19 protein-coding genes are annotated in these 19,286 nt (G+C 49.2%); 12 read left to right on the plus strand and 7 right to left on the minus strand.

Annotated features, from left to right (window positions below):
* Nucleotides 1-21 precede the first annotated feature (21 nt).
* Complete coding sequence (locus AF331_RS17490; RefSeq protein ID WP_053429335.1) at nucleotides 22-1,872, minus strand: transglycosylase domain-containing protein; 1,851 nt, start codon at nucleotides 1,870-1,872, stop codon at nucleotides 22-24.
* Between the two features lie 247 nt (nucleotides 1,873-2,119).
* Here AF331_RS17490 and kapD point away from each other — a divergent pair, with 247 nt between their 5' ends.
* Complete coding sequence (kapD, locus tag AF331_RS17495) at nucleotides 2,120-2,740, plus strand: 3'-5' exonuclease KapD (protein ID WP_053429336.1); 621 nt, start codon at nucleotides 2,120-2,122, stop codon at nucleotides 2,738-2,740.
* A gap of 40 nt (nucleotides 2,741-2,780) precedes the next feature.
* Here kapD and AF331_RS17500 read toward each other — a convergent pair whose 3' ends face one another.
* Nucleotides 2,781-3,179 carry a kinase-associated lipoprotein B gene (locus AF331_RS17500; protein ID WP_053429337.1) on the minus strand — a complete coding sequence of 133 codons (399 nt, stop codon included), beginning with the start codon at nucleotides 3,177-3,179 and terminating at the stop codon, nucleotides 2,781-2,783.
* A 95-nt stretch (nucleotides 3,180-3,274) separates the two neighbouring features.
* On the opposite strand from AF331_RS17500, the gene AF331_RS17505 reads away from it, so the two are divergent.
* The 3 genes from AF331_RS17505 to AF331_RS17515 all read left to right on the plus strand — a co-directional run bounded on the left by AF331_RS17505 (nucleotide 3,275) and on the right by AF331_RS17515 (nucleotide 4,923).
* The gene (locus tag AF331_RS17505) at nucleotides 3,275-3,991 is read left to right on the plus strand and encodes a peptidylprolyl isomerase (protein ID WP_053429338.1); all 717 of its coding nucleotides are present in this window, start codon (nucleotides 3,275-3,277) and stop codon (nucleotides 3,989-3,991) included.
* Nucleotides 3,992-4,134: 143 nt separating this feature from the next.
* Complete coding sequence (locus AF331_RS17510; protein ID WP_053429339.1) at nucleotides 4,135-4,332, plus strand: hypothetical protein; 198 nt, start codon at nucleotides 4,135-4,137, stop codon at nucleotides 4,330-4,332.
* A gap of 78 nt (nucleotides 4,333-4,410) precedes the next feature.
* Complete coding sequence (locus AF331_RS17515; protein ID WP_082347037.1) at nucleotides 4,411-4,923, plus strand: superoxide dismutase family protein; 513 nt, start codon at nucleotides 4,411-4,413, stop codon at nucleotides 4,921-4,923.
* A 61-nt stretch (nucleotides 4,924-4,984) separates the two neighbouring features.
* Here the strand turns inward: AF331_RS17515 and AF331_RS17520 are convergent, their stop codons facing one another.
* Both AF331_RS17520 and AF331_RS17525 read right to left on the minus strand, forming a co-directional pair.
* Nucleotides 4,985-6,148 (minus strand): MalY/PatB family protein, encoded by a 1,164-nt coding sequence (locus tag AF331_RS17520; protein ID WP_053429340.1) that lies wholly within the window; start codon nucleotides 6,146-6,148, stop codon nucleotides 4,985-4,987.
* A 93-nt stretch (nucleotides 6,149-6,241) separates the two neighbouring features.
* Nucleotides 6,242-7,120, minus strand: coding sequence for an alpha/beta fold hydrolase (locus tag AF331_RS17525; protein ID WP_082347025.1), 879 nt, complete (start codon nucleotides 7,118-7,120; stop codon nucleotides 6,242-6,244).
* 132 nt (nucleotides 7,121-7,252) lie between these two features.
* Between AF331_RS17525 and AF331_RS17530 the strand changes: the two genes are divergently transcribed.
* Both AF331_RS17530 and AF331_RS17535 read left to right on the plus strand, forming a co-directional pair.
* Nucleotides 7,253-7,753 (plus strand): Lrp/AsnC family transcriptional regulator, encoded by a 501-nt coding sequence (locus tag AF331_RS17530; RefSeq protein ID WP_048014644.1) that lies wholly within the window; start codon nucleotides 7,253-7,255, stop codon nucleotides 7,751-7,753.
* Entirely contained in the window at nucleotides 7,750-8,922 is a 1,173-nt protein-coding gene (locus AF331_RS17535; protein WP_053429341.1) for an aminotransferase, read from the plus strand. Before AF331_RS17530 ends, AF331_RS17535 begins: the two co-directional genes overlap by 4 nt.
* Before the next feature lie 159 nt (nucleotides 8,923-9,081).
* On the opposite strand, the gene AF331_RS17540 is transcribed toward AF331_RS17535, so the two are convergent.
* Nucleotides 9,082-9,294 carry a helix-turn-helix domain-containing protein gene (locus tag AF331_RS17540; protein WP_048006991.1) on the minus strand — a complete coding sequence of 71 codons (213 nt, stop codon included), beginning with the start codon at nucleotides 9,292-9,294 and terminating at the stop codon, nucleotides 9,082-9,084.
* Between the two features lie 403 nt (nucleotides 9,295-9,697).
* Nucleotides 9,698-11,029, minus strand: coding sequence for a sodium-dependent transporter (locus tag AF331_RS17545; protein WP_053429342.1), 1,332 nt, complete (start codon nucleotides 11,027-11,029; stop codon nucleotides 9,698-9,700).
* Nucleotides 11,030-11,365: 336 nt separating this feature from the next.
* On the opposite strand from AF331_RS17545, the gene AF331_RS17550 reads away from it, so the two are divergent.
* The 5 genes from AF331_RS17550 (at nucleotide 11,366) to AF331_RS17570 (ending at nucleotide 15,960) form a co-directional block, all read left to right on the plus strand.
* Nucleotides 11,366-11,644, plus strand: a complete 279-nt coding sequence (locus tag AF331_RS17550) for a spore morphogenesis/germination protein YwcE (protein ID WP_048006989.1) — start codon at nucleotides 11,366-11,368, stop codon at nucleotides 11,642-11,644.
* A gap of 256 nt (nucleotides 11,645-11,900) precedes the next feature.
* Nucleotides 11,901-12,305, plus strand: a complete 405-nt coding sequence (gene yugI, locus AF331_RS17555; protein ID WP_048006988.1) for a S1 domain-containing post-transcriptional regulator GSP13 — start codon at nucleotides 11,901-11,903, stop codon at nucleotides 12,303-12,305.
* Nucleotides 12,306-12,466: 161 nt separating this feature from the next.
* Complete coding sequence (gene adh / locus AF331_RS17560) at nucleotides 12,467-13,987, plus strand: aldehyde dehydrogenase (RefSeq protein WP_053429343.1); 1,521 nt, start codon at nucleotides 12,467-12,469, stop codon at nucleotides 13,985-13,987.
* A 1-nt stretch (nucleotide 13,988) separates the two neighbouring features.
* Nucleotides 13,989-14,312, plus strand: coding sequence for a DUF779 domain-containing protein (locus tag AF331_RS17565; protein WP_053429344.1), 324 nt, complete (start codon nucleotides 13,989-13,991; stop codon nucleotides 14,310-14,312).
* A gap of 187 nt (nucleotides 14,313-14,499) precedes the next feature.
* Nucleotides 14,500-15,960: a catalase gene (locus tag AF331_RS17570; RefSeq protein ID WP_053429345.1), complete on the plus strand. Its 1,461-nt coding sequence runs from the start codon at nucleotides 14,500-14,502 to the stop codon at nucleotides 15,958-15,960.
* 201 nt (nucleotides 15,961-16,161) lie between these two features.
* Here AF331_RS17570 and AF331_RS17575 read toward each other — a convergent pair whose 3' ends face one another.
* Nucleotides 16,162-17,511 carry a sigma-54 interaction domain-containing protein gene (locus tag AF331_RS17575; protein WP_053429346.1) on the minus strand — a complete coding sequence of 450 codons (1,350 nt, stop codon included), beginning with the start codon at nucleotides 17,509-17,511 and terminating at the stop codon, nucleotides 16,162-16,164.
* Nucleotides 17,512-17,726: 215 nt separating this feature from the next.
* On the opposite strand from AF331_RS17575, the gene pruA reads away from it, so the two are divergent.
* Nucleotides 17,727-19,271: an L-glutamate gamma-semialdehyde dehydrogenase gene (pruA, locus tag AF331_RS17580; RefSeq protein WP_053429347.1), complete on the plus strand. Its 1,545-nt coding sequence runs from the start codon at nucleotides 17,727-17,729 to the stop codon at nucleotides 19,269-19,271.
* The last annotated feature ends 15 nt before the right edge of the window (nucleotides 19,272-19,286 follow it).

The raw sequence follows: 19,286 nt of genomic DNA on the forward strand, positions 1-19,286 counted from the left end.
ACGGGGGATATCCGTTTTTATTTATTGCATGATCTGCTTCCAGATCCTGTGTCCGGGCCGCCATGACTCGATGCTGCTCATGTTTTCAGGCGTATCATGGCCGACCCATACCCCTGTAGTATAGCGGTCGGTGAGGCCCATGACCCAAAAATCATGATATTGGTTCGTCGTCCCCGTCTTGATTCCCACATAAGGCTTTGAGACATAGGCAGGTTTGCCAGTCCCGCTGACGGCTCCTTGATGAAGCAAGGATCTCATTTGTGCAGTGGTGGATTTTGACCATACGTCCGTTGCGTTGTCCTTCCATTGATACAGGAGGTTCCCCTCGGAATCAGTCACGTTGGTGATGGCCCTTGCCGGTGTATACTCCCCATCGATGAAGGACGTATAGGCATCTGTCATTTCAAGGGGGCTCATCCCATAGGTGAATCCTCCGACGGAAGCGGCGTAGGTCATATCCTCCTTGTTGACCTTTTGGAAGTGGAACGGGCGGATGAATGCGAAGGCCTGATCGACGCCCACCTTTTCCATCATGCGAAGGGCGGGACCATTATACGATTGGGCGAATGCCTGACTGATCGTCACCATGCCGGGACTCGCATTCCCGTAGTTCACGGGGCAGTATCCCTTGATGCAGTATTGATTTCCATCGATCGTTTCCTGCAGGGAGGGATGCAGCTTCTCCAAATAGGGACCATAGACCAGGAGCGGTTTGATGGCGGATCCTGGCTGCCTGAACGCCTGGAAGGCATGGTGGAAATTATATTCCTTATAGTTTTTGCCGCCTGTGATGGCAACGATCTTACGGGTCTTGTTGTCGATGGAAGCACTCGCCCCCTCTAGTTCCGTGGACTCAAGCGTATCATTCAGTGCTTTCGTGCTTTTTTTCTGCATGGCGGGGTCCAGGGCGGTGTTGATGATGACGCCGGAAGAAATCACGGCATGGAAACGTTCATCCCAGTCTTTCAGGATCCCGTCCCGCTCCTCTTCAGATCCGGCATCTGCAAGCTCGTCTGCGAATCCTTCTTTTTCTCCGATCAGTTCCTTCAGTTCATGTTCAACATAAAAGGCATAGTCTGGATATTCTTCGACGGTTTTTTTCACCTTCAAATGGACCGGGGTCTTTTTGATCTTCACGGCCTCTTTTTCCGTGAGCTTGTCCGATGTGACCATAAGCTCGAGAAGCCGCTCCTGACGCTTTTTCGCTTCATCGAAGTGCTTGATCGGATCATATTTCCCCGGGTTATTCGGGATGGAGGCGAGGAAGGAGATTTCCCCCTGGTTGAGTTCGGTCACGGGCTTGCTGAAATAATACTCGGAAGCCGTTCCGATACCGTACACGCCATTGCTGAAGTAGATCACGTTCAAATACATTTCCATGATTTCATCCTTGGTCAGATTTTTTTCGATCTGACCGGCATAAAAGAGTTCGGTCAGCTTCCGGTTATACGTCTTTTCCTGACCAAGGTACATATTGCGGGCGAGCTGTTGGGTGATGGTGCTGCCTCCCTGCTGGATATGGGTGAACACAAGGTTTTTCACCACTGCCCTAAGGATTGCTCCAGCATCGAATCCGACGTGCTCGTAAAAATTCTGATCTTCACTCGTGATGATAATATCCTTCGCAAAGTCAGGTATGTCCTCATCCTCCGTGTAAAGCCTGTATGGACGGTTGATCTCGGAAAATACCCGACCGTCCGCATCCTTCATCAGGGATGTGCGGTTTACGTTCATATGCTCCTTACTCACCTTTGATTCCAGCGCCTCTTGGAATTCACCGGCTTTCTTCACTTCCCCGGCGGAAAAAAACAAGGTGGTGAAAAAGACGGCAACAATACAACTGATGGCGATATATCCTGCAAAAGTTCTCATGAAACCCTCTACTTTTCTCGTAATCTTATTCTCCCATGATAATCCAATTGAACCAATTAATAAAGAAGCATTTTCGTGTAGAGGATGGTTCTTTTTACCCTGATGGTTAGATGAGTGAAGTTTCAGTGGAGATGGGAGGAAATAGTCATAATTCAGGAAATAAACATGATATAATAGAAGAATACACCATCAGTGGTCCCACGCCAGGATGGGATAACGGGATACGACCAAACAAGGAGGGGTTGAAATGGGGAGTGACGGACAGCTTGTTTTCATTGATTTTGAGTTTTCAATGCCCGAGCGGCAGAAGGTCCCGAAGGATTTTCATCCGGAAATCATCGAGACCGGTGTGGTCGTGGTGAACGGAGGGAAAGTCATCGACACCTTTTCCTGCTATATCAAGCCGGTCTTCTTCCCTAGGCTAACGAATCGATGCAAAAGGTTCTTATCCATCACTCAGGCCGATGTAGATGGGGGACGCTCGTTCAAAGAGATGCATGATTATTTCACATCATTGGACCAGTTGGGGGTAAAGGAAGTGGTCACCTGGGGGAATATGGACATGAAGGTGCTCAGGGACAGCTGTTCGCGCCTCGGAATTGCCTTCCCTTTCCATGCACGATTCGTCGACCTTTCCATGGAATATAAGCGGTTCTTCGGTGATCAGAACCAGACGGGGCTGTGGAAGGCCGTGCAGGAATACGGACGTGAGGGCGTGGGGAAACATCACAAAGCACTTGATGACGCCATGACGACCCAGCATATCTATCATCTCGTGGAAAAGGATAAGAAATACCTCGAAAAAGCCGAGCCCACCACTATAGGAGACCGGATCGACCTTTCGAAATTCTATAATCAGCTTGCATGATGAAGGACCTGACCGCCGATGAGCGATCAGGTCCTTTTCTTTAAAACTCAATCCCGTACATCAAGGCATATTCTTTCTGGATTTCGGCAAGTGCTTCAAGGCTTTTCACATCATGGGGTGTCGGGTCGGAGGAGAGTTTCTCCTTGAATTCCTTGAAAGCAGTAAGTAATGATTCGTTGTATTCGGGAATCGTCCCTTCATATGGCTTGACCATTTTATCGGGTATGTTTGACTGCTCACGGAAAGCTAGTGCTTTTCGCTCATGAAAGAGCGGTACGTCGACTTTTCCCGGGTTGTGGAGGTCTCCCTGGCGCGGATGCTTCACGACGGCGAGTACCTTCACCACATAGCTGCCCGGGCGTTCCCCCGTCACCTCACCGATATAAGTGCCTGTCTTATAAAAGGCCGTGACATAATCACCAATTTGGATATTTTTCATAAAACCCCTCCTAACAGAAGATGAACTCGATTATAATAATAGGTGGAAATGTTTGAGAATACGCTATATACAATGTAACACGTGGAGGTACATATATGAAGAAGTGGTTTTTGGTCCTAATGGTCGGCCTGGCCCTCCTGCTGGCAGCCTGCGGACAAGATAACGACAAAAGTTCAGAAAGCAAGAAAGAGACGAAGAAGGAACAGTCGTCGGACGCGAACATCACCTATCCGCAACTTACAAAGGAAGTGACGGGGAATGAGAAGCTTGTGGAGATGAAAACCTCCATGGGAACGATCAAGATCAAGCTCTTCCCGGATCAAGCACCGAAAGCCGTCGAGAACTTCGTGACCCACAGCGAGGAAGGCTACTATGACGGACTCAAGTTTCACCGGGTCATCAATGATTTCATGATCCAGGGGGGAGACCCCGAGGGAACCGGAATGGGTGGTGAAAGCATCTGGGGGAAACCATTCGAGGATGAGTTCTCTCCAGAACTATTTAATCTTCGCGGGGCCCTTTCTATGGCAAACTCCGGTCCGGATACGAACGGTAGCCAATTCTTCATTGTACAGAATAAAGCAGTCGACCCAGATGTTGAGGAGCAAATGAAATCGGCTGGATTCCCCAAAGAGGTCATTGAATCGTACATGAAAAACGGCGGCACGCCTTGGCTTGATCAGAAGCATACTGTTTTCGGTCAGGTGATTGAAGGCATGGACGTCGTGGATGACATCGCTGCGGTAGAAGTCGGAGACCAGGACGCACCGAAAAAAGACGTGATCATCGAAAGCATCAAAGTCGTGAAGTGACAGGGGCCCGGAGAAATCCGGGTCTTTCTTATGCGGCGTTCAAGGGATTGTGACATTCCTTCCCGATCCGGCATGGTGAACGGGAGGGAAGATTGCTATAATGAACATGACTGTAATCGCTTTAATTGGAAAGGGGCGTTTCTATGTTATCATTCTTTGTCCTTAATCTATTCTTGTATTTTCCTGAAGATAAAAGTGAATATATCCCTGCAGGCATCACGATGTTCATTTTCATGATTGCCGCCGTCCTCACGTTCCGGCTGATCATCCGCATCTCGAAGCGTGAAGAGCTGAAGACGAAGAAGATGGAAGAAGAGGCGTCACGACGCCAGCAGGACTGACAAATTCACCGCTTCCGCGAATATTTTTCTCATCGCTCGTCAACAATGGTGAGGAGTATGAACGTGGAGGAACGGCTGATGAAACTATTTTTGATCGGAATCACGGCGCTTCTTTTGTCAGGATGCGTCCTGAAAGAGCCGACGAAAGTGAAAGTTGACATGAAGAACGGGGTCGGGGACACCATCGGAACAGCGATTCTCGAGGAAACAGCAGATGGGGTGGAGATCGCCCTTGATCTTGAAGGGCTTCCGCCGGGGGACCTCGGTATCCACATCCATGAAAAGAGCGCATGTAAACGGCCTGATTTTGCTTCGGCGGGAAATCACTTCAATCCCTTGGAAAAGAAGCATGGACTTCTCCATCCCGAAGGTCCCCATGCAGGGGATCTACCCAATCTGATCGTCGGGGAAGATGGTAGCGTGAAAGCAACGATCACGGCTCCTCAGGTGACCCTATCAAAGGGCAAGACCTCCCTCATGACCAAGGACGGGACCTCGCTGGTCATTGACGAAAGCGCCGATGACGGCATGACCCAGCCATCGGGAGACTCCGGGGAGCGCATTGCCTGCGGGTCCATCGGGAAAAAATAAAAAAGGAAGGGGATGCCCCCTTCCCGGTGACTGCCATACCTGGCAGTCTTTTTTATTTTGTTCACGTGAGGGCCGTTCTCAGGCGGTCGAGACCTTCGAGGAGTGTTTCTTTCGGGCATGCAATATTCATCCGCACGAACCCTTCTCCTCCCTCACCATATTTCGTTCCTTCTTCTAGAGCCAGTTTTCCTTTTCTCAATAGACGGTCCTTCAGATCTTCGTCAGAAAGCCCCGTCTTGCTGCAGTCGATCCAGAGCAGATAGGTTCCTTCAGGCTCTACAAGATGCAAGGATGGGAGATGTTCCTTCAGATAGGCCCTTGTTATGGAGACATTTTCCTCTAGGTACGCTATGACATCTTCCAGCCATTCTTCTCCGTGACGGTAAGCCGCTTCCATGGCACTGATTCCAAGGGCGTTCAACGTGAAGAATCCCTGTTTGGCATGAATGCCTGCAATTTCATTGCGGATTTCTTCGTTTTTCGTGATCATGGCCGAAGCCTGCAGACCGGCCAGGTTGAACGTTTTGCTCGGCGCGATGCACGTAATGATTGCATCGGCATCACCTTCGGGAAGGGACGCAATCGGGACATGGTGATGAGGGCGGTAGATCAGGTCAGAGTGGATTTCATCGGACGCGATGACGACCCCGTATTCTTTGCACAGTGAAGCGATCCGGGTCAGCTCTTCTTTCGTCCAGACCCGTCCCCCGGGGTTATGCGGATTGCATAGCAGGAACAATTTCACCCCGTTTTGAAGGGCTTTTTCGAAGGCTGTGAAATCAATGGAGTACTCTCCGTTGGAATAGACGAGCTGGGCATTCTCCACCACCCGCCCATTTTCCTTCACCAGGTTGAAGAAAGGAGGGTAAACAGGTGATTGAATGAGTACCTTATCACCTGGTTCTGTTAAGGCCTGGATGATGGTGGCCAGTGCGGGGACCACCCCTGGACTGTACTGCACCCATGATGATTGGATCTCCCACCCGTGCCTCTTGGCCATCCACTCCTTGATGGAGTCGGCGGTGGATGCTCCTGCGTATGTATAGCCGAATATCGGGTGTTCCATCCTTTTCTTCAATGCTTCAATCACAGGCTCAGGCGGTGCGAAGTCCATATCGGCCACCCACATGGGCAGCACATCCCCATAACCAAAGACTTCTTTCGTCCTGTCCCATTTCACCGATGAAGAACCTCTGCGGTCAATGACATGTTCAAATGAACTCAAGTGAACTCCCCCTTACGAATTGTCGTTTACTCTTCCATCATAAAAGTTCAGTGGAAAAGATGAAACTGATTTGATTCAGCCTGTCCCCATCTCTTAAATATGAGAAGGGGACAGGCCGAATTCCACCTGTGCGGGATTTCCTTCCGGGAGACCGACTTCGAGAAACGATCGGATGTGGCTCATGACTGCATTCGGCCTCTCCTCTGGGACGAGATGCCCCGTGTCTTTCAGGACGATCAGGGAGGAGAGGGGAAGATCTTCATTCAGTCGTTTACCTGTCGATACGGGTACCACCCTGTCATGCTCACCCCATATGAGGAGGCATGGTGTCTGGATGGCCCGTAGATCCTCTCTGGACAGGTCGCCTTCGCGGTCACGGATCATCTTGGTGAGGGCTTTGAAGATATCATCCTGCAGAAAGGGCTTCATGTATCCGTCCATCATTTCCTCATCGATCATGGCGTGATCATAGACTACATTTTCGAGGTTTTTCCTTACGCCCGTCTTGGCTAGCCATTTTTTGATATACAAATGAAAATAGGGTGTGCGACTCAGGGTAAGGACCGGCCACGTGAACCGTTTCAAGTATCCGGAGCTGCAGAGAAGGACCCCCTTCTTGACGAGGGAAGGGGCTTTTTTCATGATATTCAGGGCGATCTGTCCTCCCATGGAATGACCGGTAAGATAGATGTGTTGGATCCCCAGCTGAGAAAGGAGATCGATGACGGTTTGGGCCAGATTGTCATAGGAATAGACAAACCCCTTTGTCTTACTGCTGTTTCCGAAGGGTGGAAGGTCGATGGAGAGGACATTATAGGATGCCTTCAAGAGCGGATGGAGCTGCCTGAAGCTGAAGGTGGATGAAAGAAATCCATGAATCAGGACGAAGGTTTCGGAAGAATGAGGATGTCTGTCGTATTCATAATAAATCTCGGCCCCGTTCAATCGGGCAAATTGTGCACGGTCGCTCATGGTTCGCCACTCCTTTACGTTGTTCCCATTATTTTACCCGCTCCTTTCGTTTTAACACTCAGACTTTTAGGAGAAATGTGCTTGCGCTTCTGATATAATGAAACCATTTACAGGTGATGAGGAGGAAGAGTCATGCAGCTTAGAGAATGGGAACTGGATCTGTTACGGGTCCTTCAAAAGGATTCAAGGCTGACGTATGAAGATTTGAGCAAGATGCTTCAAGTGACGAAAGAAGAAGTGGAAGAGACGGTCGCAAGGATGGAAGAAGACCATATCCTCGTCCGCTACAATTCAGTGGTCGACTGGTCCAAAGTAGAAGGACACGAAGGTGTGACGGCCATGATCGACGTGAAAGTGACACCCAAAAGGGGAGTCGGCTTTGACGAAGTCGCTCAGCGTATCTATCGGTACAAAGAAGTCAAAAGCGTCTATCTCATGTCGGGAGCGTACGATCTATCGGTGACGGTGGAGGGGCGCACGATGAACGAGGTGGCAAACTTCGTATCCGATAAATTGTCCACCATCGATTCCGTACTTTCGACCACGACCCACTTTCAATTGAAAAAATACAAGCATGACGGCACCATCTTCGGGGATTATGAAGAAGATAAACGGATCGTGGTATCCCCATGACGACAAAAACGAGCTATGTGTCCAAGTCTGTTGAGAAACTGAAACCGTCCGGGATCCGGAAGTTCTTCGATCTTGCAGCGGGTATGGAAGGCGTCATATCCCTTGGTGTCGGTGAACCGGATTTCGTTACTTCCTGGACCGTCAGGGAAGCGGCCATCCTGTCCCTGGAACAGGGGTATACGTCCTATACGGCGAATGCGGGGCTGTTCGACCTTCGGAAAAGGATCGCGGACTACATGAATTCCCGTTACCAACTGTTCTATGACCCCTCGGACGAAATCATCGTCACGGTCGGGGCAAGTCAGGCCCTCGATATCAGCCTGCGCGCCCTTGTGGATCAAGGGGATGAGGTCATCATCGTCGAACCGGGGTTTGTTTCCTATGTGCCCCTGGTGGAACTCGCCGGCGGGGTAGCCGTCACGGTGAAGACGAGACCGGAGAACGGCTTCAACCTTACTGCTGAAGAACTCGAAGCGGCGATCACCGATAAAACGAAGGCAATCCTTCTGTGCTCCCCCAATAATCCAACGGGAAGCGTGTTGGAGAAGGATGATCTCATGGAGCTCGCCGATGTGATCAAGCGTCATGATCTTGCCGTATTGTCCGATGAGATCTATTCCGAGCTTGCCTATGATGCCGACCATGTGTCCATCGCTTCCCTTGAAGGGATGAGGGAGCGGACGATCGTCATCAACGGATTCTCAAAAGGATTCGCCATGACCGGCTGGCGCCTTGGATATATCTGTGCTCCGGTTGAGATTGCACAGGCGCTCCTGAAGATCCACCAATATGCGATGATGTGCGCCTCCACCCCTGCGCAGTTCGCGGCCATCGAGGCCCTGGATAAAGGGATGGAAGATGTGACGGAGATGAAAAGGAGCTATCGCCACAGGAGGCATTATTTCGTCGACTCCCTGAATGAGATCGGGTTGGAGTGCCACACCCCCGGCGGTGCGTTCTATGCTTTTCCCTCCATCCGGAAGACGGGACTATCCTCCGAGGAATTTGCCGAAAGACTGCTTCTTGAAGAGAAGGTCGCCGTCGTCCCCGGAAACGTCTTCGGAAAAGGCGGGGAAGGGTTTGTCCGGTGCTCCTATGCCTCGAGCATGGAACAGCTCCAGGAGGCCGTAAAGCGCCTGAAACGATTCGTAGAAAACCATTCAAACTAAAGAAAGGCCGTACCGTGGAGGGTACGGCCTTTTGCATGCAAAAAAAGGGACGCCTTGAAGGCGTCCATCAAAATGAAAACAAAAGGGGGAATACTTAGAAAGCTTATTTTCAGTATGACCAGGTTTTCACGGATCTATACCTTGCGTGAAAAAATTCTTTCAGGAAGCAGGGGTCCTGTCTTCGAGGAGTGTAGAAGCAGGGACATCCAGGACCGTTGAAAATTTCAGCACCGTGGGAGTGTCTGGAATCTTTTCCCCCTCTTCGTATTTCATCAGTGAATTCGTCCCGATCCTTGCCTTCACCGCAAGTTCCTGCAGAGTCATTTGGCGTTCTTCACGGATTCTCTTGATATTCTTACCGAAATGGGACATGGCGTCCTCCTCCTTTATATGAAAGCGGTTGATATCCTATATAGTTAGTATACCATCATATGGAAAAAACGCGCACGTCCATGCTTGAACAATCTGTTACGGAAATGATGGATGTAGAGGGACTTCAGAAGGAGCGTAATAGGCACCAAATGGCGGAATGGTGCCTGGCACCAAATGGCGGAATGGTGCCTGGCACCGAACGGGGGAATTGTACCTGGCACCGAACGGGGGAATTGTACCTGGCACCAAACGGCAAAATTGTACCTGGCACCAAATGGCGAAATTGTACCTGGCACCGAATAGCGAAATGGTGCCAGGTACAATCCTATGATCGGCCACACACCCCAATCCACCAAAAAACCCCCTGGACCGCTCTATAAGCGGTCCAGGGGGTTTAAAAGAATCAATTGGTAATCAGAATCAATAGGATCGCAACAGGTACGATGATGCGGATCAGGAGCATCCAGGCGTTGAACACGCCTCGTGAAATGCTTGAACCCAATCTTACTTCGTCCCACACATCTTCCTTCTTCAGTCTATAGCCGATGAAGATACTGATCAGAAGCGCTCCGATCGGTAGACCGAAGTTTGAAGTGATATTGTCGGCAAAGTCGAAGAAGTTCAGTCCTGCAATTTTGATATCACCCAATACCCCGAAGGAGAGGGCGCTCGGGATTCCTGCGACAAAAGCGAGGATCCCCACCATCCATGAAAATTTCACCCGTTTCGTGGATGCTCCTTTTGATAAGCCGGCCACACCGATTTCCAAGATGGAGAAGGCGGAAGTCAATGTCGCGAACAGAAGCAGGACCAGGAAGATCGTGAAGAACAATCCGCCAAAGGCCATTTCATTAAAAACGGCTGGGAGGACGACGAAGGCGATTCCTGGGCCCTGGTCGGGCTGGAACCCGAGGGCATAAACCGCCGGGAAAATCACCAGTCCTGCAAGAAGTGAAATCAGGATATTCAATCCGGACACACTGATCGCCGATTTCGGCATGCTGTCATCCTTCGGTAGATAGGAAGCGTAGGTGACCATGACCGACAGGCCGACGGTTAGAGCGAAAAATGCCTGTCCCATTGCCAGGAGGACAGTCTTCCCGGTCAGCTGGCTCCAGTCAGGTAGCAGAAGGAAGCGAACACCTTCCATGGCACCGTCCAGCGTAAGGGCCCGGATGACGAGAACGAAGAATAAAATGAATAATGATGGCATCATATACCGGCTCGCCCGCTCGATCCCTTTTTGTACGCCTCCTTGGACGACCATGATGGTCATGACCATGAAGACGCCTTGTGCAATCAGGACTTCCCATGGATTCGATATGACGCTGTCAAAGAGCGCCGCATATCCTTCCTGGGTATTCCCGCTCAAAGAGCCCGTCACACTTCTCCAAAGATAGGATAAAATCCAGCCTCCGACGACACTATAAAAAGATAGGATGATGAAGGAAACGATGGTTCCTAAGTATCCTATGAGATGCCAGTAAGAATTGGGAGCAAGTTTCTTATAAGAAGTAATCGCATCCGCACCGGCTTTACGTCCGATGATGAATTCCGCCAGAAGAATAGGCGCCCCGATCAGGACCGTGAAGAGGATGAAGAGAAGGAAGAATACACCTCCACCATTTGCCCCGGCCATATAGGGGAATTTCCAGATGGCGCCCAGTCCGATTGCCGAACCTGCAGCAGCCAGGATGAAGCCCAGTTTAGAAGTCCATTGTTGTTTTGCAGCCAATTATAGCTCCTCCTTTCAAAAAAATAAGATTTTTCAATCGTACTATGTTTTCATACCCATGTACACTGGATTTTGAAATTTTCAATTTATAAGTGATCTGGGTTTAACTGACATAAAAGTGGATAAAATATGGGTGTGTCACCACTTATTATGGATGAAAACGTTTCAACCTATAACTTTTTCACTAAATTATTGAAAATTTTAAAAAAATCAGGTTTTTGGGGTGGAAATTTCATCTGTTTGTAGTATACTAATTGTAACAAAACGTTCACAAATTAGACTTTTTTTCGACAAAATTGAAAGCGTTTCCTTAAAATATGAATGGAGGTTATCAAAATGGATGTATTCATGGTTTACCTATTTATTGCAACCGCCACGCCTCTTTTTCTCTGGATAGAACACCGCAAGTGGGCAGTGGCCCACATCCCGTTCGTCATCGCCCTGTGGGGTGCATTCATCTACTACGTCGTTGTGCCTGAACTCGGAGGCTGGGGACATGTAACGCTATGGAGCTTGCTCGTTGCGAACTTTGCATTTGCCCACCTTGCTGCATTTTATCTCTATGCGACACCTTATCTTCGGAAGCAACGTGAAAAAAGGCTTATCAAGTCATAATGAAACGGAACCCGAGGCCAATGGCCCGGGTTTTTTATTTGCTCATTTGTGGGACTCTTCTTCATCCAGATGAATAAAGATTGATCAGAAGAGGTTTTATTTATTGATCGGTATGGGAAGCCTACTTAATGAGAGTGCAATTGTAGGTTGATCTGCAATGGAACGGTGAAATTAACTTTGCGGAAATCAAAAAACTGTGATATAATCTACAATTGCGTGTAAAAGAGAAAATAATATATATACTAGGAGTGTTACCATGACTACAAAATTCGAAACAGGATCAGTTGTAACTGGTAAAGTTACAGGAATCCAACCTTACGGTGCGTTTGTTGCTTTAGATGAAGAAACACAAGGACTTGTCCACATTTCAGAAATCACTCACGGATTCGTTAAAGACGTGAATGAGCACCTTTCTGTTGGTGATGAAGTGCAAGTGAAAGTTCTTTCTGTTGACGAAGCGAAAGGGAAAATCAGCCTTTCAATCCGTGCAACTCAAGAAGCTCCTGCAGAACAACCTGCAGCAGCGAAGAAACCACGTCGTCAAGGAAGTGTGAAACCGGCAGCAGCTGAAGAAACAACTCCTGCAGGCTTCAATACTCTTAAAGATAAACTTGAAGAGTGGATCGAGCAATCAAAACGCGAAGATCTAATCAAGAAGTAAGACAAAAGAAGCGGCTTAGGCCGCTTTTTTATTTGCCTTTATTTATTTGAAAATATAGAATAATGAGTCAATATACTTGTGACGCACAAAGGGTCTCTAGTATAATTGGAATGTAAGCGCTTTATTTAGTGGGCATATACATAAATAAAGGAGGATGTCGAATGCTGTATCAGAACCCGAATACTGAAGGCTCAATGGTGTCGTTCAAGGATCAGTACGAAAACTTTATAGGAGGGGAATTCGTACCGCCTGTAAGCGGTGAGTACTTTGATAATGTATCGCCGGTGACAGGGAAGGTCTTCACGCGGATTGCACGCTCCAATCAGGAAGATGTGGAAAAGGCCCTTGATGCCGCCCATGCTGCTAAAGACGCCTGGGGAAAAACGACTGTTGCCGAAAGGGCGTCCGTCCTCAATAAAATTGCAGACCGGATGGAAGAAAACCTTGAAATGCTGGCAGTGGCAGAGACATGGGATAATGGGAAGCCTGTGCGCGAGACGCTGGCAGCGGATCTTCCACTTGCCATCGATCACTTCAGATATTTTGCAGGGTGTATCAGGGGGCAGGAAGGTACGATCGGTGAAATCGATGAAGATACTGTATCCTACCACTTCCATGAGCCGATCGGGGTCGTCGCACAGATCATCCCGTGGAACTTCCCTCTCCTCATGGCCACATGGAAGATTGCACCGGCATTGGCCGCTGGGAACTGCATCGTCCTGAAACCGGCAGAGCAGACGCCTGCTTCCATCATGGTCCTCATGGATCTCATCAAGGATATCCTTCCGAAGGGCGTCCTGAATGTGGTGCAAGGCTTTGGACTTGAAGCCGGCAAACCACTGGCTCAAAGCAAGCGTGTGGGTAAAGTCGCGTTCACGGGTGAGACGACGACGGGAAGGCTCATCATGCAGTATGCTTCTCAAAACCTCATCCCTGTCACGCTTGAGCTGGGCGGGAAATCCCCGAATATCTTCTTCGAGGATGTGATGGACCAGGATGACGACTTCCTTGATAAAGCGGTGGAAGGCTTTGTCATGTTCGCACTGAATCAGGGAGAGGTATGTACCTGTCCTTCAAGGGCCCTGGTCCAGGAATCCATTTATGATAAATTCATAGAGCGCGCCATCGAACGGGTCAAACAAATCAAGCAGGGGAATCCCCTTGATACGGATACGATGCTCGGAGCACAGGCCTCCCAAGAGCAGCTCGACAAAATCCTTTCATACATTCAAATCGGGAAAGACGAAGGTGCCGAGGTGTTGATCGGCGGTGAACAGAACAAGCTTGACGGTGATCACGGGACGGGCTTCTATGTCAAACCGACGATCTTCAAAGGAACAAACGATATGCGGGTGTTCCAGGAAGAAATCTTTGGCCCCGTCGTTTCCGTGACCACATTCAAGACGAAAGAAGAAGCGCTGGACATCGCCAATGATACCCTTTATGGACTTGGGGCAGGCGTGTGGTCGAGGGATATGAATACGGCCTACCGCTTCGGAAGGGATATCCAGGCGGGGCGCGTATGGACGAACTGTTACCACCAGTACCCTGCCCATGCGGCTTTCGGTGGATATAAAATGTCCGGAATCGGTCGCGAAACCCATAAGATGATGCTCTCCCACTATCAGCAGACGAAAAATCTCCTTGTTAGCTATAGTCCGAAGAAACTAGGATTCTTCTAAAATGTCAGTCTCTGCTACAGACGCAGCGGTTGGTGTGATCAAGAGGCTGCGGGAAAAGCATGGCCCCCTCCTTTTTCATCAATCGGGGGGATGCTGTGATGGCAGCGCCCCGATCTGCCTGGAAGAGGGTGACCTCCTCATCGGGGACGGGGATGTGCTTGTGGGTACAGTGTCTCAGACGCCGTTCTATATGAGTCGGGAGCAGTTTGAGTACTGGAAGGCCTTTGATATCCTTTTGGATGTGAAAGAGGGGAGAGGTGGCATGTTTTCATTGGAATCGGCTATCGGGGTGAGATTCGTCACTACTTCCTCTCTGAAAAAATAATGCGTTCTATTTCATAGTGCGTGAGAATACAGTGTAAGAGACAACGGACGATGTTGTCTCTTTTTTTTGTGATTTTAAAAGCTATTACTTTATAATTATTATAATTAGTTATTGACAAAGCCGGTAAAATGGATAGAATAAAACTATACTTTAATAATAATAATTATAAATAAAAAGAGGTGTTCGTATGAAAAATCATAAACTGACAACGAATCAAGGAGCCCCGATCGGAGACAATCAAAACTCGTTGACGGCTGGAAGCAATGGGCCTACCCTTCTCGAAGATTATCAGCTAATTGAGAAATTGGCGCATTTTGACCGGGAACGGGTTCCAGAGCGGGTTGTACATGCGAGGGGTGCGGGGGCTCATGGGGTCTTCGTCACAAAGAATAGTATGAAGAAGTATACAAAAGCTGCTTTCCTTCAAGAGGAAGGGAAGGAGACGCCGGTTTTTGCCCGCTTTTCGACCGTGATCCATGGTCAGCACTCTCCCGAAACGCTGCGCGATCCCCGGGGGTTTTCGGTCAAGTTCTATACCGAGGAAGGAAACTGGGATTTTGTCGGCAATAATCTGCCTGTCTTCTTCATCCGCGATGCGATGAAGTTCCCGGATATGGTTCATGCCCTCAAACCGAATCCCCAGACGAATATCCAGGAACCGGAGCGCTACTGGGACTTCATGACCCTGTCACCGGAGTCGACGAATATGCTTCTGCATCTGTACACGGATGAAGGGATTCCCGCAAACTATCGTCAGATGCGGGGGTCGAGCGTACATGCATTCAAATGGGTGAACGCGGCGGGAAATACGGTTTATGTGAAGTTGAGATGGAAGCCGAAGGAGGGGATCCACAACCTTTCTGCAGAAGAAGCGGCCGAGATCCAGGGCAAGGACTTCAACCATGCAAGCAGGGACCTCTATGAGGCCATCGAGGAAGGGAATTATCCTGAATGGGATCTGTACGTCCAGATCCTTGATCCGATGGAACTTGATTCTTTCTCATACGATCCTCTGGATGCCACAAAGGACTGGCCGGAAGAGGATATTCCTGCCCACTTTGTCGGTACGATGATCCTCAACCGCAATCCTGAAAATGTGTTTGCAGAGACTGAGTCCGTCGGATTCAATCCTGGTGTATTGGTCAATGGGATGCTTCCTTCTGAAGATAAACTGCTGCAGGGGAGATTATTCTCTTATTCCGATACACAGCGCTACCGGATCGGGGCCAATTATCTTCAGCTCCCGATCAACTGCCCATTCGCCCAGGTAGCCAATCAGCAACGGGACGGTGGGATGCCGTTCAAGCAGCAGAAGAGTCCGGTGAACTATGAACCGAACAGCTTTTCAGGTGAGCCGGAGGAAGTGCCGGGGTATGAAGAGGTTCATCAACCGGTCACTGGTGAAAGAGGAAGGATCAAGATCCGTAAAACCGATGATTTTGGTCAGGCGGGCGACATTTTCAGGAGCTACCCCGATGAAGTGAAAGCCCAGGTGGTCAAAAACATTTCAAGTGAATTGTCAGGTATCGATACGCGCATTGCCTTGCGTGCAGTCTGCAACTTCTTCCGTGCCGATGCGGAATTGGGGAAAGAACTTTCAAAAGAAATCGGGGTCGATCTCACTCCCTACCTTCAACATATGCGATAAAGAGGTGGGGAGACAATACCGCTCGTGCTTCCCGGGAGAGTCTTCTTTGCACCCCAACCATCCGATAGAAACAGTGAAATTGTAATCGTCATGTACGAAATGAAAAACCCGCATTCATTTACCTGATCGCAGGCATATGAATGCGGGTTTTCCTATGACAAAAACACATTGTCCGAGCCTCATATTTTTTTACGTGAGAAGTCAATATCCCCCGCGCTCGATGCCGTATTTGCGGATCCTGTACTGGAGATTCTGCCTGCTCATCCCGAGTGCCTTGGCGGTCTTGGTGACATTGAATTGGTGATGCTTCATGGCTTTTTGAATATAGTATGTCTCAGCTTCTTCCATGAAGACCTCAAGGGGTTTAGGCTCGCTTCCTGACTGGTGGAGGAAATCGGAGTCACCCTGGTGGGTGTCGGCGACAGGGGAATGATGGATCCGCTGCCGGAAGCCGAATGGTAGGTGATTGAATCCGATTACCTTATGGGAGCCGATGAGCTGATACGCTCCTTCAAGTACGTGCTCGAGTTCCCTCACGTTCCCGGGCCAGTCGTATTGACGGAACGTTTCCTCGACCTCTTGGGAAATGCCTGTGACGTTCCTGGCATAGTGATGATTGAATCGATCCAGGAAGCTCGGTACAAGCTCCTGCAGATCATCCAGCCTGTTCCTGAGAGGAGGGATGAAGAAGGAGGCGGAACTGAAGCGATAGTACAATTCCTTCAACAGCCTGCCCTCTGCCACCGCGTCGATTGGATCTTCATTGACCGTGGCCATGAGGCGGACATCAGGTAAGGAACTCCTGTCCATCAGGTCGAGCAATTGTTCCTGCACGTGGATGGGCATGGCATTCAGTTCATCGAATAAGATCGATCCGCCTGCGGCTTCCTTCATGACTCCGTCTTTGAAACCGGTACCAAAAAGGATCATCGATAGATCTTCACCAGGCATGGACGAACAATCCTGCTTGATGAAAGGGGCATCTTTTCGTATGCCGTCACAGTGGATGGAGCGGGCCAACATTTCCTTACCCGTACCGATTTCGCCACATATGAGGATGGGAGTCGTGGATAGAGCGGCTTTCTTCCCGGCGGAGAGTGCTTCCTGAATGCGCGGATGGGACCCGACGATCCGATGAAAGGCTGGAGGGACCGGGCGAGTATGAACATTGCCCTTCATCATTTTCTCCAAGGTCGTCACATCCCGTGCAATTTCAACTGCACCGATGATATCCCCTTCCAAATGAATGGGATATGTGTCGTTGATGGTAGTGATTTCCACGCCATTGCTATTGAAATAAGTTTGCTTCACGTTCAGCGTCGGTGTCCCTGTGTGGAGCACCTGAAGAAGGGTGCTTTCTTCTTCTGAGTGAAATTGAAAGACATCGAGAAGGTTTTTATCCAATACATCCTCGACTTCCATGCCTTCGATTTCCCTCATTTTACTATTGTAAATCACGGTCCGTCCGGTCGAATCGATGACGTGGACACCTGACTCGAGGTGATGGGCCACGACTTCATACATATATAGGCGTTTCTCACGTTCGAGCACGATGAATCCCCCTTCGATTAGCGCTCCATTATTTTTCAAGTCGCATAGCCGACTTTGAAAATAAAAATTTTTCAAAAAACTCTTGAAAAAAGCAACCATCTTTTGCATTATTATAAGTGTAAGGGTTTTCTGAATGCAAATATTTTTTGCGTTTTGCGACAGAAACCCTCTGAGATCTCATTAAAAATCTTTGTTTAAAAGGGGGCAACACCCATATGATTCCTTACAAGCATGAACCATTCACAGACTTCTCGAACAAAGAAAACCAAAAAGCGTATAAAGAAGGCTTAAAAACAGTTGAAGCCTATCTTGGACAAGACTATCCCCTGATTATCGGCGGGGAGCGAGTGACCACTGATGCAAAATTGGTGTCAGTCAATCCTGCAGACCATAAAGAGCTGATCGGAAATGTATCAAAAGCCGATCAGGAACTCGCAGAAAAGGCAATGAACGTAGCATATGATACATTCCAGACTTGGCGGAAAGTAAAGCCTGAAACGCGTGCAGATATCCTGTTCCGTGCCTCTGCCATTGTACGCCGACGCAAGCATGAATTTTCAGCCCTACTGACAAAAGAAGCAGGAAAACCGTGGAATGAAGCGGATGCCGATACGGCTGAAGCAATTGATTTCATGGAGTATTATGCACGGCAGATGCTGCGCCTGAAAGATGGTTTCCCTGTGGAAAGCCGTCCCGGTGAATACAACCAGTTCAACTATATCCCTCTGGGAGTGGGTGTTGTCATCTCTCCTTGGAACTTCGCGTTTGCCATCATGGCCGGTACAGCTGTTGCGGCCATCGTCACAGGGAATACGGTGCTCTTGAAGCCTGCTTCCACAACGGCTGTCGTTGCGGCTAAATTCATCGAAGTACTTGAAGAAGCCGGCCTTCCTAAAGGCGTCATCAACTATATTCCTGGAAGCGGTGCAGAAGTCGGGGATTACCTCGTAGATCACCCGAAAACACGTTTCATCTCCTTCACGGGATCACGTGATGTCGGGATCCGCATCTACGAAAGGGCTGCAAAAGTCCACCCTGGTCAGAAATGGCTGAAGCGCGTGATCGCTGAAATGGGCGGTAAAGATACGATCGTCGTCGATTCAGAAGGCGATATCGAGCTCGCAGCCAAATCCATCGTGGCCTCTGCCTTTGGATTCTCCGGTCAAAAATGCTCGGCTTGTTCACGTGCCGTCGTCGTGGAAGATGTATACGACCAGGTGCTCGAGCGTGCGGTTGAATTGACGAAGGAACTCACAGTAGGAAATCCTGTCGACCAGGATCACTTCATGGGACCGGTCATCGATCAAGCATCATTCGATAAGATCATGAGCTACATCGAAATCGGGAAAGAAGAAGGAAAACTCATGGTCGGAGGCGAGGGAGACAGCTCGAAAGGCTACTTCGTCAAACCGACGATCTTTGCTGACCTTGCTCCTGATGCCCGACTCATGCAGGAAGAAATCTTCGGACCGGTCGTTGCCTTCTCCAAGGCGAAGGATTTCGATCATGCCCTTGAGATTGCCAACAACACGGATTACGGATTGACTGGAGCGGTCATCACGAACAACCGTGAGAAAATCGAACAGGCACGAGAGGACTTCCACGTCGGAAACCTTTACTTCAACCGCGGCTGTACAGGTGCCATCGTCGGATACCAGCCGTTCGGAGGATTCAATATGTCCGGTACGGATTCAAAAGCAGGCGGCCCTGACTACCTCTTGCTTCATCTACAAGCGAAAACAACATCTGAAACTCTATAAGGAAAACGGAAGGAG

It is taken from the genome of Rossellomorea marisflavi (assembly GCF_001274775.1).
Lineage (GTDB): Bacteria > Bacillota > Bacilli > Bacillales > Bacillaceae_B > Rossellomorea > Rossellomorea marisflavi.